Annotated in this window: 12 protein-coding genes; all 12 read right to left on the bottom strand. The window is 66.3% G+C overall.

All coding sequences use genetic code 11. The features are described from left to right. Positions 1–5: 5 nt before the first annotated feature. Entirely contained in the window at positions 6–1,520 is a 1,515-nt protein-coding gene (locus AC1DYQ_RS03315; RefSeq protein WP_477685554.1) for a cobyric acid synthase, read from the bottom strand. Then, positions 1,517–2,539, bottom strand: coding sequence for an aminotransferase class I/II-fold pyridoxal phosphate-dependent enzyme (locus AC1DYQ_RS03310; protein WP_477685553.1), 1,023 nt, complete (start codon positions 2,537–2,539; stop codon positions 1,517–1,519). The genes AC1DYQ_RS03315 and AC1DYQ_RS03310 overlap by 4 nt, the downstream gene beginning before the upstream one ends. Further along, complete coding sequence (gene cbiB, locus AC1DYQ_RS03305; RefSeq protein WP_477685858.1) at positions 2,536–3,525, bottom strand: adenosylcobinamide-phosphate synthase CbiB; 990 nt, start codon at positions 3,523–3,525, stop codon at positions 2,536–2,538. The genes AC1DYQ_RS03310 and cbiB overlap by 4 nt, the downstream gene beginning before the upstream one ends. Positions 3,526–3,574: 49 nt before the next feature. After that, entirely contained in the window at positions 3,575–4,213 is a 639-nt protein-coding gene (gene bluB, locus AC1DYQ_RS03300; protein WP_477685857.1) for a 5,6-dimethylbenzimidazole synthase, read from the bottom strand. A gap of 86 nt (positions 4,214–4,299) precedes the next feature. Continuing rightward, positions 4,300–5,139: a CbtA family protein gene (locus tag AC1DYQ_RS03295; protein WP_477685552.1), complete on the bottom strand. Its 840-nt coding sequence runs from the start codon at positions 5,137–5,139 to the stop codon at positions 4,300–4,302. A 25-nt stretch (positions 5,140–5,164) separates the two neighbouring features. Next, positions 5,165–5,356 (bottom strand): CbtB domain-containing protein, encoded by a 192-nt coding sequence (locus AC1DYQ_RS03290; protein ID WP_457280507.1) that lies wholly within the window; start codon positions 5,354–5,356, stop codon positions 5,165–5,167. A 66-nt stretch (positions 5,357–5,422) separates the two neighbouring features. Continuing rightward, the gene (locus tag AC1DYQ_RS03285; RefSeq protein ID WP_477685551.1) at positions 5,423–5,827 is read right to left on the bottom strand and encodes a DUF1636 family protein; all 405 of its coding nucleotides are present in this window, start codon (positions 5,825–5,827) and stop codon (positions 5,423–5,425) included. Between the two features lie 9 nt (positions 5,828–5,836). Beyond that, the gene (locus AC1DYQ_RS03280; RefSeq protein ID WP_477685550.1) at positions 5,837–6,448 is read right to left on the bottom strand and encodes a vWA domain-containing protein; all 612 of its coding nucleotides are present in this window, start codon (positions 6,446–6,448) and stop codon (positions 5,837–5,839) included. Between the two features lie 80 nt (positions 6,449–6,528). Further along, positions 6,529–7,605 (bottom strand): magnesium chelatase ATPase subunit I, encoded by a 1,077-nt coding sequence (locus tag AC1DYQ_RS03275; RefSeq protein ID WP_477685549.1) that lies wholly within the window; start codon positions 7,603–7,605, stop codon positions 6,529–6,531. An 8-nt stretch (positions 7,606–7,613) separates the two neighbouring features. Continuing rightward, positions 7,614–11,432: a cobaltochelatase subunit CobN gene (cobN, locus tag AC1DYQ_RS03270; protein WP_477685548.1), complete on the bottom strand. Its 3,819-nt coding sequence runs from the start codon at positions 11,430–11,432 to the stop codon at positions 7,614–7,616. A gap of 168 nt (positions 11,433–11,600) precedes the next feature. After that, positions 11,601–12,662, bottom strand: a complete 1,062-nt coding sequence (gene cobW, locus AC1DYQ_RS03265) for a cobalamin biosynthesis protein CobW (protein WP_477685547.1) — start codon at positions 12,660–12,662, stop codon at positions 11,601–11,603. Positions 12,663–12,685: 23 nt separating this feature from the next. Next, positions 12,686–13,516 carry an ABC transporter substrate-binding protein gene (locus AC1DYQ_RS03260; RefSeq protein ID WP_477685546.1) on the bottom strand — a complete coding sequence of 277 codons (831 nt, stop codon included), beginning with the start codon at positions 13,514–13,516 and terminating at the stop codon, positions 12,686–12,688. Positions 13,517–13,561: the final 45 nt, after the last annotated feature.

Here is a 13,561-nt window from a genome sequence, read left to right as displayed (position 1 = left end):
GAGGCTTACCGGTCGCTGATCAGCGATTGCAGTACACCGGGTGCAAAGTGCTCGCCGATGTAGTCGGCCAACCCATCAAACACCGAGTCCAGCGTGGGCACCGTGGCGCCAAACAGCGCCTGCAATACCGCCGGGTCTTCAAACATGCCGTGCAGATACAGGCCCAGCACATTACCGCGAATGTTCTGCCAGGCCAGGCCTTCTGCCATCACCGCGCTGGCCGTGTCGCCCGCTGCGGCCAGCGCCGGGTGCTGCGCGGTCTGGCCGTGGTGAATTTCATAGCCCTGCAGGGCCACGCCTGACAGTGCCGCCCAAGCGCCGTCCACCTCGCCAAAGCGGGCCTGCCGCTGCCGTACCGTTTTGCTTTCTTCGAAGACGGTGACCACCGGCAGCAAGCCCAGCCCGGGTGCATTGCCGTCGATGCCATGCGGGTCAATCAACGCTTCGCCGAGCATCTGCAGGCCGCCGCAAATGCCCAGCACCGCGCCGCCCTGCCCTGCGTGAGCGGCAATGGCCTGGTCCAGCCCCTGCGCGCGCAGCCAGGCCAGGTCGCCGCTGGTGTGCTTGGAGCCGGGCAGGATGATCCAGTCGGCGCCGGCCAGGTCGGCCGGGCTGCGCACCCACTTCAAGCGTACGCCGGGCACATTTTTCAGGGGCTGGAATTCGTCGAGGTTGCTGATGCGTGGGTAGGCCACGACGGCTACCAACAGCGGTCCCGAACGCCGCGACGGGCCGCCCCGAGCAAGTTCAGCCCCCCCGGGGGGCAGCGAGGACACGTCAGTGCCGAGCGTGGGGGCCATATCAAACACACCATCCTCTTCAGGCAGGCCGTGTTGCCACCACATCGGCAGCGTCGCCACCGTGGGAATGCCGGTCAAGTCCTGCAGTATTTGCGGGCCGGGCGCCAGCAGTTTGGCATCGCCCCTGAATTTGTTGAGAACAAAGCCCTTGATGAGTTTGCGCTCGGCTTCGTCCAGCATGGCCCAGGTGCCATACAGGTGGGCAAAGGCGCCGCCGCGGTCGATGTCGGTCACCAGCAGGCAGGCCGCGTTGGCGTGCTGCGCAGCGCGCATATTGACGATATCGCTGGACTTGAGGTTGATTTCGGCCGGCGAGCCTGCACCCTCCATCACGACCACGTCGTTGTCCGCAATCAACTCATCGAGCGCCCGCGACACCACCGGCCAGACCGAGGCGCTGCGGCCGCGCCATTCCATGCGCGAGAGTTCGGCGTTGACCTGGCCCATCAACACGACCTGGCTTTGTGTGTCTTTTTCGGGCTTGAGCAGCAGCGGGTTCATGCGCACGTCGGGTACAGCTCTCGCCGCCAAGGCCTGGAAGTATTGCGCGCTACCGATCTCACCTTGCGCGACCACCCTTGCGTTGTTGCTCATGTTCTGCGCCTTGAAGGGCGCAACCTTGAGCCCCTGCCGCGCGTAGTAGCGGCACAGCGCTGTCGTCAGCCAGCTTTTACCAGCGCCGCTGGTGGTGCCCAGCACCATGACACTTTTTGCACTCATGAACTTGTCCTGGAGAGTTGTTGCCATGCGTTGTGCAGGGCATCCTGCGCGGCTGGCGGCTGCACGCCCAGGCGCACATGGCCGGGTAAGCCGAATGATGTCGTGTCGCGCAGCTTGGTGCCTTGGGCGCGCAGTGTGGACAGCGCCTGCTGCAAGCTCAGGCCTTCGGGCAAGGCCGGCTGGGCGCAGAAGAAATTGGCATCGCTGGGCAGGCAGTGCCAGCTCAATGATTCGCACAAACTGATCTGCCGGGCTTTCCATTCGCGCAAAGTATTGAGGCTGCCGGCGAGCCAGTCCTGCGCCTCTTTGCTCACCCAGGCTTGCAGCATGGCCTCGCCATGCGCGCCCACCGGCCACGAGGGGCAGAGCTGCTCCAGCGCTGCAGCGTTGTCCGTTTGCTCCATCGGTGCAATCGCATAGGCCGCGCGCACGCCGGTCAGGCCCAGCGCCTTGTTGGGCGTCCAGAGCTGCCAGGTGTTTTGCAGCTGCGGCGGCGTGAGCGTAGGCGCAGCGCTGAGCCGCAGGGGCTCGTAAGCACGGTCCAGCACGACGAAGGCAGTCAATTCCCGGGCATCAACCAGCTCACCCAGGCCGCGATGCGCAGCACCCAATGGGCTGGAAGGCTCACAGGCCCAGAGCAGCTGCACATCCTCGGGTTTGCCGGCCACCTCCAGGCCATGCGCCCCCGCTGCCTGTGCGTAATCACCGTAGCTGTGCGGTGGCAGCCACACCGCGCGTGCGCCCTGCTGCGCGGCCAGGGTGGTCATGCGAAAGATGAATTCGCTGGCGCTGGCCGCCAGCAATACACGCGCCTCATCGACACGATGAAAGGCCGCCAGTTGCCTGCGCAACTGCGTGTAGCCGGCGTCGGGGTAACGGGTGGCGTCAGCTTGGCCGACAGCAGCCAGCGCTGCGGGGCAAGGCCCGCAGGCATTGCTGTTGGTGGAAAAGTCGTGCAGCGGCACGCCCAGTGCGTCAGGCCCACCGTGAATGCGCGTGGTGACCAAGCTGGTGTTCATGCCGATGCCACCAGCGCCATCAACAGCATCGCCAGGGCGGCAACCAGGGTCTGGGAGAACACCGCCTTCGAGGCCAGGGTTTGGGCCAGGGCCGTGTCCGATGCTTCAGGTGGCCGCCCTTGGGGGTTCAGGGTGTAAACGCCCGGCTTGCCGAGTGAGACACCGAGTGCCAACGCCATGGCCGCCATGGGCCAGCCGCTGTTGGGCGACGGGGTCTTGCGGGCTTCTTCGCGCAATGCCTTGAGCTTCAGGCCCTTTGCCGCCAGTGCCAGCAACAGCGCCGTCAGGCGCGCCGGCAACCAGGAAAGCACGTCGTCCGCACGCGCGGCCCACTTGCCGGCCCATTCCCAATTTTTGCCGCGATAGATGCCGCGGTAACCCCACATGGCGTCTGCCGTATTGGCAAAGCGGTAAATGGCCGCACCCGGCAAACCCAGCAACGCAAACCAGAAAACCGGGGCCACCACAGAGTCATTGAGGTTTTCGGCCAGCGATTCGATTGCGCTTTCCCGCACCTGGCTTTCAGTGAGCTGGGCGGTGTCGCGGCTGACCAGCCAGGAGAGGCGCTCCCGTCCTGCTTCCAGCGACTGGCCCAACGCCAGTTCAACCGCACCAACCTCTTCGCGCAGCATGCGCCATGACAGCATGCATTTGAGCAACCAGGCCATCGGCACGGCCAGCAGCGCAGTGTCGATGGCGGCGCCCCAGGCCGGCGCCTTGATGTAGCCGGCCAGCTGCCAGAACACCAGGGCCTGCACCCCCCAGGCTGCTGCGCCCACCAATGCCACACCCACCCACCAGGCCAGTGTGCCGAGAAAAAAAGCTGGCCCGGGCGGGCAGCGCACGGTAATGCTTCCGCAGGCCCGAAGGTAGTTGCCCATCCAGACCACCGGATGCACACCTGTGGCCGGCTCACCGAAAGATTTGTCTACCCACAAAGCCAGCAACAGCACCACACCGAGCACGCACGCCGTGTACCCTGCCATGGAAGCAGGAACGGCAAAGGCATGAAAGCTGGCCCAGTGCGTGAACATGTCAGCCGGCTCCCGGCTCATGCCGGGCAATCGTGCCCCAGCTGTCTTCAAACACCATGTCGGCCAGCGGGGCACGGCGCGCCCACTTTTCAGCCTGCAGCATGGGCTGGTCATAAAAGGCCTGGACCGGGCCCAGACACAACACCGCAATCGGCTTGCTGCCTTCCGGCATCTGCAACAGCCCGCCCAGCTGCTGCGGATCAAAAATCGAGACCCAGCCCATGCCAAGGCCCTCGGCGCGGGCGGCCAGCCAGAGGTTCTGGATGGCGCAAGCCGCCGAGGCCAGGTCCATTTCGGGCAGGGTACGGCGGCCAAACACATGCTGCTCGCGCCCTGGCGGCAAGGCCACGACCAATACTTCGGCGGCGTCGAGCACGCCCTGCACCTTGAGCTTCATGAACTCGTCTTCGCGCTCGCCCAAGGCCTGGGCCGTGAGCACACGTTCCTGCTCAATCAGCGCATGAATGCCTTCACGCAAGGGCCAGTTGCGCACGCGAATAAAGCGCCAGGGCTGCATGAAGCCCACGCTGGGCGCGTGGTGCGCGGCCGAGAGCAGGCGCTGCATCACATCGTCAGCCACCGTGCCGCCGCTGAAGTGGCGCATGTCGCGCCGCTCGAAGATGGCCCGGTACACCGCCAGCTGCTCAACGGTGCTGAAGGCGTGGCCGGGTCGGGCCGCATCGGCCGGGCCCGCCCCGGCGGCGGAGACAAAGCCCGTCACACCATTCACTGAGGAGCTTGCACCGCGCCCGCTACGGGTACGTCTGCACGCTGCAGCACCGCCAGCAAAGCCGGACGCACCCAGCGCTGGAAAGCCAGGCCACAGACCAGACCCAGGCTCACCCAGAACGACAGAGACACCCAGGTCGTGGCCCAGATGAACTGCGTGCCGAGTTGTTCCAGAGCGGCATGGGCTTCGGGGCCAAAACCGGCCAGGGCATCACCTTGAAGCTTGGGTGCACCCACCACAAAAGGCAGCGCCAGCAAGGCTGCGGACACCAGCCAGCGCCAGGATGCACGCGCAAAACCGGCTACGGCGCAGGCACCCGCTGCACTGCCCACTGCCAGAACCCACCAGACCTGGCGGGCCTGCAGCGGCGCGGCTTCCATGCCGGGTATTTCCGCATGCAAACCCAGCGAAGGCCAGAGATGAAAGCTCAACCAGCCAGCTGCAGCCACCACGCCGGCCAGGCGCAGTGAAGCCACCGCGCCACCGCGTTGTGCGTCACGTTTGTAGAGCCAGACGCCCATCACCGCAAATGCCAGCAGCGCCATGCTGAAGGCGTGCAGCATGTTGGCCACCCAGGTCCAGCCAATGCGCTCGGCGCCGTTCGCGGGTTCCCATTCCTTGGCAGCACCGTGCTCATGCGCATGAGGGGCCGTACCTTCGGCATGCACGTGGGCAGCGGGAGCGGCGGCGGGCGCCGGAGCCTCCACCTTTTGCTCCTCGTACACCTCGGCCGCCAGAATCAGCGGGGCGGCTTGCCAGCGCTGCACACCGGTTTGCACGCTACCCACCACCACCGCAGTGGCCAGCGCCGCCCAGATCAATCGTTGAAAAACCATAGCTGTCTCCCGGTGAAAGTGCTGCTCAATGGCAGGGTTTGACGGTGATGTGGCGCACATCGTGCGCGGCGTTGTGGGCCAGCGGGCTTTCGGCAAAAGCCACGCCGTACAGCACCACCAGGCCCAGTGCGGCGGCGCCCAGCAACGGGCGCAGCACGGCCAGGCCGGGATTCAGGGTGTGAGAAGGGTTGTGGGTCAGCGTCGTCGGTTCAGTCATGGCGTTCTCCTTGGGGTTAATGGGAAGGTGGGTGGTGAAAAAAACAAACTTAGTGGATTTGGCCGCTCATGTCGAGCCCAGGCCGTTCAAACCAACAGGGGGCAATCGGGCAAGGATACCGCTGCGCAGGCGATCGGGCCGTGCATTGCGGGCCAGGTTGCCGTCGGCACTCTGCACGTGCAGTTGCGCGCAGGCAATCACCTGGGCTGCGGTCTCGCCATCAGGAGCCAGGTCGCCAAAGTAGTAGGTGAACTTGCCCTGGGCTTGCAGCGTCACGGTGCAGGCACGGGTGCAGCCGCTCATGCACGCCTGGCCGCGCACCTGCAGGCCCTTGTGCTGCCCGGTGTCCAGCTCACACACCAGCAGCGCTTCCTGCACGGCCTCGAACAGCGCCAGGCCGTGGGCAGGCAGCTCACGCGAGGCGCCCGTCGGGCGGCAAGTGGTGCAGACAATGATTTCGGTGTCGGGCATGACGATCTTTTACGGTTGGTAACTCGGGGCCATGGCCAGGCGGTGCTCCGCGCCCCAGCGCATGGCCCAGGCGGCACAGCGGCCCAGGTTCTTTTTCGGATCGTCAAAATCGACAATCACCAGGTGCTGCGGGGTCAACGGCGCCTGCGGTTGCTCCAGCGTGCGGCCATCGGTCAGCAGCCACAGCCAGCACTCCGTGGGGCCACTCTTGCGCAGCGTGCGTTGCAGCAGGCGGTCGGCCTGGGCCAAGGCTTCGGCCAGCGGTGTGCCACCGCCACCGCCCACGGGGCGCAGGCGCTGGCTGCCGGAGGCGCGTGCGCGGCCGGGGGGCAGCAGCAGTTCCACACCCTGCCCGCCAAAGCGCAACAGCGCCACATCGTCGCCCTGCCGCGCGGCTTGCTCAATCATGAAGGCCGCATGGCCCTTGGCCAGCGCCAAGCGGCCGCGCTGGCGCATGGAACCCGAGGTGTCGAGCACGATGCAATGCAGGCGACTGCTGCGCAGCGCCACGGGCTGGTGGCGCAGGTGTTCGCGTTGAAGTGGCGCAGGCCCCTTGGCCACCACCGTAGGCAGCCAGGCAATGGCCGTGCTGCGCTGCGGCGCGCTGTGGGTACGTACCACAGCGCCTGATGAAGGAATGCGTTGGGGTGGAGGCCACCGCCAGCTGCCAGGCCCGTTGCGCGGGCGGCGGCTGGGGTGGCCTAGGCTTTTTTTGGCGGCCACCCTGCTATCGCGTGGACCTTGGTGGTGCCTTCGGGTTGAGCGGGCAAAGCGCCCCAGTCGCCTTGGGGCACGAGCGGCAACGATGGGACAGACGGCTGGTCTTGCAGGCGCTCTGGATTGTTTTTGGGCTGGGTCGATCCGTTGCTATTTCCCGGTGCTTGCACTGTACTGCTCTCGGGCCGGCGATGCGCCAGCGCCAGTTCGGCCACCGCGTCCACATCGTCCACGGTCACTTCGCTGCGCCCTTCCAGCGCTGCCAGCGCACGCGCGGCGCGCAGCATCACCAGATCGGCACGCATGCCGTCCACGCCCGCCGCCATGGCGCAGGCCGCTGCATGGTGCAGCACCTCATCCGACCAGGTCAGGCGTGACAACGCAGCGCGGGCCGCCACCAGTGCGGCACTGAGCGCGCGCTGTTCTTCCGCATGCTGCGCGCCCAAGGCCCCGGGGTTTTCATCAAAACCCAGGCGCGCGCGCAGGATGGCGGTGCGCTCTGCGGCATCCACCGGGTTGGCAAGCACCAGCGAGAGGCCAAAGCGGTCCAGCAGTTGCGGGCGCAGCTCACCCTCCTCCGGGTTCATGGTGCCCACCAGCACAAAGCGCGCGGCGTGCTGTTTTGAGATGCCATCGCGCTCCACCGTGTTCACACCGCTGGCGGCCACGTCCAGCAAGGCGTCCACCAGCGCGTCGGGCAGCAGATTGACTTCGTCTACATAGAGCACGCCGTTGTGGGCGCGCGCCAACAGCCCGGGCGCCAGGCGCACCTGGCCGTCGCGCAGCACGTCTTCCACATTCAGCGTGCCCACCAGTTGCTCCAGACTGGCGGCCAGCGGCAAGGTGACAAAGGGTGCACCGGGCAGCAGCGCGGCCAGCGCACGCGCCGCGGTGGACTTGGCCGTGCCGCGCGGGCCGCTGATCAGCACACCGCCAATGCCGGGATCAATGGCCGCCAGTTGCAACGCACGCTGCAACTGCGGCTGGCCTACCAGCGCGGTGAAGGGAAAGGCCGCGCGCGTGGCGGGCTCAACAGCAATGTTCAGTTCAGGAATGCTCATGAGAGTGCTCATACCAAGGGTCCTTCTCCGTGTTCTTCAAGCCGGCGCTCCAGCGCCAGCAAATGGTCTTCAATGCGTTCGCGGTGCTCGCCTGGCGCCTCCCACAGGCCGCGTTGCATGGCCTCCAGCAGGCGCTCACCAATGCTGCGCAGGGCGCCGGGGTTGTGCTGCTGCAAAAACGCGCGGTTGATGTCGTCGTGCAAATAGGCATCGGCCACCAGCGCGTATTGGTGGTCGCCCACCACACCGGTGGTGGCGTCAAATGCAAACAGGTAGTCCACCGTGGCGGCCATCTCAAAAGCGCCCTTGTAGCCGTGGCGGCGCACGCCTTCCAGCCACTTGGGGTTAACAGCGCGCGAACGCACCACGCGCGCCACTTCTTCACCCAGCGTGCGGATGCGCGGGGCACCGGGCACGCTGAAGTCGCCGTGGTACAGCGATGCGGGCGCGCCTGCGAGGTGTTCAACAGCCACCGCCATGCCACCCTGGAACTGGTAGTAGTCGTCCGAATCGAGCACGTCGTGCTCGCGGTTGTCCTGGTTGTGCAGCACAGCATCCAGACCGGCCAGACGCTGTTCAAAACTGCCACGTGCCGCCACGCCGTGCTCACCCTGGCCGTAGGCAAAGGCGCCAGCGCGCAGATAAGCCTGGGCCAGATCGGCGCCGTCGCTCCAGCGGCCGCTGGCCATCACCTCTTGCAGACCTGCACCATAGCCACCCGGGCGCGGGCCGAACACGCGCCAAGTGGCTTCGCGTTGGGCGTCCTCTGCACTCAAGCCCTTGGCCTCTGCCTCAGCGGCTTCGCACTGCACGCGGGCGCGGATGGGGTTCACGTCGTCGGGCTCATCTTCTTCACTGATCGCGGCCACGGCACGCACGGCGGTGTCGAACAGATCAATCACATTGGGAAAGGCATCACGGAAGAAGCCTGACACACGCAGAGTTACATCCACCCTGGGGCGATTTCTAATGGCCATGGGCAGCACTTCGATGTCCACCACCCGGCTGCTGCCGTCTGCCCACTTGGGCCGCACGCCCAGCAATGCAAAGGCCTGGGCAATGTCTTCGCCGCCCGTGCGCATGGTGCTGGTGCCCCAGACCGACAGGCCCAGGCAGCGCAGCATCTCGCCATGGTCCTGCAGGTGCCGCTCGATCACGCGCTCCGCTGCCGCCGCGCCCATGGCGTAGGCGGTTTGCGTAGGAACGGCGCGCGTGTCCACCGAATAGAAGTTACGCCCCGTGGGCAGCACATCAGGACGGCCCCGCGACGGCGCACCGCTGGGGCCGGCGGGCACAAACTTGCCCGACAAGCCACGCAGACACTGCGCAATCTCCTGCGGGCCGCAGGCGTCCAGCCGCGGGCGCAGCACCTGGCGCATGCGTTGCAGCACCGGGGCGGTGTGCGGCCATTCCGCAGCATCGAATGTCTCATCGGCCACCACGTGGTCGGACACCAGTTGCCGGGCCAGCAGTTCCAGCCGCTCCCGTGTGTGGCCGGCGTGGCGCCAAGCGTCCACACTGATGTCTTGCAACACCGAGGGGAAGGGACCGCTCCAGGGTGCGGCCCACTCCGGGCTCAGCACGCTAAAGCCGTCCACACCATCCAGCTCCAAATCCTGAGCCAAGGCCACCAACAGGCTGCGTTGGCCAGCCGCTGTGCCGCCGGGAAAGCGCGCCAGCGCCACCAGCGTGTCGATCTGCTGGCGGCCCTGTGGTGATGTGCCCAGGATGTGCAGCCCGTCGCGGATTTGTGACTCCTTGATCTCGCACAGGTAGGCATCCAGCCGCTGCAGCAAGGCCTCACGGCCCGCGTCATCGGCGGGTTTGGCAAAGCCCAGGTCGGTGTGCAGATTCTCAGTCAGCACACGCTCCAGAATGTCGCCCCGCAGGCGTTGGGCGCGGCGTGGGTCCAGTGACAGGGCCTCGTAGTACTCGTCCATCTGCCGCTCGAGTTTTTGCAGCGGGCCGTAGGTTTCGGCGCGGGTCAGGGCCGGCATCAGGTGGTCGATGATGACGGCCTGCGTGCGGCGCTTGGCCTGACTGCCTTCGCCGGGGTCGTTGACGATGAAGGGATACAGGTGCGGCAAGGGGCCCAGGATGGCATCGGGCCAACAGGCCGCACCCAGCGCCACGCTTTTTCCAGGCAGCCATTCGAGGTTGCCATGCTTGCCGACGTGCACCACTGCGTCCACCGAAAAGCTGCGCCGCAGCCAGAAGTAAAACGCCAGGTAGTTGTGCGTGGGCACCAGGTCGGCGTCGTGATACGTGGCCACCAGGTCCAGGTCACGCCCGCGCGCGGGCTGGATGCCGACAAACACATTCCCCAAGCGCAGGCCGGGGACCATGAAGCGGCCGCTGCGCACCATGGGGTCCTGTTCGGGTGCGCCCCACAACGTGTTCACCGCGTCGCGGCTGGCAGCGTCCAGTTGGTTGAAGTCCTGCAGGTAATCGGCCATGGCAAGGCTCTGGCCTGCCGGCCGGATATCGTTCGCGTCCAGGTTGTTGGTGACGCCCGCCACCAGCGCGGCGATCAGTGCGTCACCGCCTTCGGGCAAGGCACCTGTGACATAACCTGCGTCCTGCATGGCGCGCAGCAGGGCCACCGTGGAGGCCGGAGTGTCCAGACCCACGCCATTGGCCAGGCGGGCATCGTCGTTGGGGTAGTTGGCCAGGATCAGCGCGACGCGTTTGTCGGCATTGGGCCTGTCACGCAGCACACACCAGCGGCGCGCCAGCTCGGCCACAAAGGCCATGCGTTCGGGTTCGGGCTGGTAACGCACCACGTCCACCTCGGTGCGTTCATCGCGCCAGGCCAGGCCCTTGAAGCTGATGGCGCGGGTGCCGATGCGGCCGTCCACCTCGGGCAGCACCACCTGCATCGCCAGGTCGCGCGGGGCCAGGCCGTGCGGGTCAGCCGCCCACTGCTCTTGCGCGCAACCTGCGGTGATCAGCTGCAACACGGGCGCGTCGCCGGCCAGAGGCTCCATCTGCGCGCCGTCCACGCTGTCAACGTCATCCCCATCCAGCGCGGTGATGGCAAAGCTGGTGGCATTGAGTACCACGCCCACCCCATGCTGTGCAGCCAGTGACTGCAACAGCGCAAGGCTGGCGGGGGTTTTCAGCGAATCCACCGCCACGGCCACGGTATTCAGACCCGCATCACTGAGTGCAGCCAGCATGGCATCAAACACCGCCGTGTTGCCAGCTTGTACATGCGCGCGGTAGAACACCAGCAGCGCCGCAGGGGCTCCGTCACGCCACGCCTGCGGCACAGGCGACTGGTAGACCATGGCCGGTGACAACGCTGCAGGTGGCGTGGGCCGTGCGCCCAGGCCAAAAGCGGAGTGGCCTATCAATTCAAAAAAATTGCGGGCGTTGTCACGGCCACCTTCACGCAGGCAACGCCACAACTGGCGGCAGTCCTCATGCGGGGCGGTGCTGCGCAACAGCAGTTGCAGGTCTTCACTCGCGTCACCCGAGAACAGGGCCAGCCACTGGCCGCGTTCGCGCGCCAGCTCACGCACGCGCTCCACCACATAGGCCCAATCGCTGGCAGCGCCCAGGTGGTCAATCACCACCACGCGCGCATGTTGCAACACCTCGTCTACATACATGTCCGCCGACGCGGGCTGCCGCAACCACATCAGGTTAGCCAGGCGCACCGTGGGAAAGCCTTCGGGCAACGCCCCCGCTGCATCGGCCAGCAGCGACAGCGTCGTGTCCGCAGCGCTGAGCACCACGATGTCACCCGGCGTTTGCTCCACGCGCACCACACCCTGGCCACCGTCTTCAACGTGGCCGCCGGGGCGGGTGGAGAGCAAATGCATGTTTTATTTCACAAGGTAAGGTTGAACAGCCCATCCTGGCGCAGGTCGATGGGGCGCTCTGCGCAGCGGCATAAAGGAGGAGCCCGCAGGGCGGAGGACAGCCGCGGAGCGGAGTGCCCCGTCGGCCTGTGCCCGCCACAAAACTAAAGCTTCAGCGTGCATTTGGATTCAAGCCGCGACGGGTGCCGCCAGCGCCGCACTCAACTCAGCCTGCAACACAGCCGCATTGAGCTCGGAACCAATCAGCACCAGGCGCGACTGGCGCACTTCATCCGCACGCCAGGGGCGATCGAAGTAGCTGTCAAAGCGCGTACCGACGCCCTGCACCACCAGGCGCATGGCCACCCCGGGCAAGGCCACAAAACCCTTGGCGCGGTAAATCTCGTGGCGGCCCACCACATCGCGCAGCGCGGCCAGCAATGCTTCGCGGCCGGTCACGTCCAGCGCCACCTGCACCGAGTCAAACGCATCATGGTCGTGGTCTTCTTCCTCGTCGTGATGCGTCTTGCGCTGGTCGATCTGGTCTTCCACTGCGCGCTCCAGGCCCAGCAACACGCCAATATCGATGCGGCCATGCTGCGCATGCACCAGCTTCACACCGGGCAAGGTTTCGGCGCGGATGGCGGCTTCCACGCCCACCAATTCTTCGGCCGTCAACCCATCCGTCTTGTGCACGATCACCAGATCGGCCGTGGCGAGCTGGTCTTCAAACAACTCGTGCAGCGGCGAGTCGTGGTCCAGGTTGTCGTCGGCGCGGCGCTGGGCGTCCACGGTCACCGGGTCGTCAGCAAAGTCTCCCGCGGCCACCGCAGGCGCGTCCACCACGGTCACCACCGCATCCACCGTGAAGGTATTGCGCAGCGCGGGCCACTGGAAGGCCTGTACCAGCGGCTTGGGCAGGGCCAGGCCCGAGGTCTCGATGATCAGGTGGTCGATCTGGTCGCGGCGAGCGGCCAGCTTTTCCATGACCGGTGCAAATTCTTCCTGCACGGTACAGCACAGGCAGCCGTTGGCCAACTCATAGAGCTGTCCGTTTTCTTCACCGTTCTCGTCGCAGCCTATGCCGCAGCCGCGCAGCAGTTCGCCGTCGATGCCGAGTTCGCCAAACTCATTGACGATGACTGCGATGCGACGGCCCTGCGCGTTGGCCAGCAGGTGGCGCAAGAGCGTGGTCTTGCCGCTGCCCAGGAAACCGGTGACGATGGTGGCGGGAATTTTTCGGGTTTGCATAAGAGTCTCTCGGGTAAAGAAAATTAACGGGGCGCGTCACGGGGAGGCAGGGCCTTGAGGCACTCCACCAGCATCTGGGCGGCCTCGCCCAGGCGAGGGCCAGGGCGTGACAGCAGGTCCATGCGTTCAGTATCCAGCAGGCACAGCTGCTGCTGGCGCACCGCCGGCAAGGCGCTCCAGCCGGGGCGGTCTGACAAGTTGGCCAGCGTGGCGCGCGGGCCAATGATGATGTCGGGCGGGCGGCGCAGCAGCAGCTCGGGATTGATCCTGGGAAACAGGCCCAGCTCGCCGCTCACCACATTGACCAGGCCCAGCCTGGCCACGGTCTCGCCAATAAAGCTTTTTTCGCTGGCGGCGGACGACCCTGCCCCAACTTCCACATACACGCTGCGCCCGCGCAATGCGGCGGGCATGCGGCCCGCGGCGGTGTCGAGTTCGGTGTCGATACGGGCTATCAGTTCGGTGGCGCGGGCCGGTTCACCCAAGGTGTCGCCCAGCTTCACCAGCATGCGTTTCAGATCCGAATGGGTGCGGGCATCCAGCATCATCACCGGCACGCCCAGCGCCTGCAGGCGCTCACCGGCGCGGCTGCGCGGCCCCAGCAAAACCAGGTTCGGCCGCAGCGTGACAATGCGCTCGACCTGCGCGTCTTCCAACCCGCCCACTTTGGGCAGCGCCAGTACCGAAACGGGCCAGGTGGAGTGGCGATCAGTGCCCACCAGCTGCGCGCAGCGGCCCAGCGCACACACGGCTTCGGTCAGCGAGGGCGCGAGCGTGACGATGCGCGACACCGGCTGCGTGCCCTGCGCCATCGCGAAGCTCGAGAGCAGCCCCAGCACCACCAACGACGCCACGGCGGGAACTCGCCTACGCAAGCTCCGAGTCCGCGCCCCGCCTTC

The organism is Polaromonas sp. P1_F4, from assembly GCF_056405675.1.
The sequence above is the reverse complement of the archived record's forward strand: the minus strand, read 5'-3'. Positions and strand labels throughout refer to the sequence as shown.

Excerpts from the sequence above, each read along its gene's own strand:
- AC1DYQ_RS03295 (WP_477685552.1), bottom strand. The coding sequence starts at position 5,139 with ATGGTTTTTCAACGATTGATCTGGGCGGCGCTGGCCACTGCGGTGGTG.
- cobW (WP_477685547.1), bottom strand. The coding sequence starts at position 12,662 with ATGCAAACCCGAAAAATTCCCGCCACCATCGTCACCGGTTTCCTGGGC.
- AC1DYQ_RS03315 (WP_477685554.1), bottom strand. The coding sequence starts at position 1,520 with ATGAGTGCAAAAAGTGTCATGGTGCTGGGCACCACCAGCGGCGCTGGT.
- AC1DYQ_RS03290 (WP_457280507.1), bottom strand. The coding sequence starts at position 5,356 with ATGACTGAACCGACGACGCTGACCCACAACCCTTCTCACACCCTGAAT.
- AC1DYQ_RS03285 (WP_477685551.1), bottom strand. The coding sequence starts at position 5,827 with ATGCCCGACACCGAAATCATTGTCTGCACCACTTGCCGCCCGACGGGC.
- AC1DYQ_RS03275 (WP_477685549.1), bottom strand. The coding sequence starts at position 7,605 with ATGAGCATTCCTGAACTGAACATTGCTGTTGAGCCCGCCACGCGCGCG.
- cbiB (WP_477685858.1), bottom strand. The coding sequence starts at position 3,525 with ATGGCAGGGTACACGGCGTGCGTGCTCGGTGTGGTGCTGTTGCTGGCT.
- AC1DYQ_RS03310 (WP_477685553.1), bottom strand. The coding sequence starts at position 2,539 with ATGAACACCAGCTTGGTCACCACGCGCATTCACGGTGGGCCTGACGCA.
- cobN (WP_477685548.1), bottom strand. The coding sequence starts at position 11,432 with ATGCATTTGCTCTCCACCCGCCCCGGCGGCCACGTTGAAGACGGTGGC.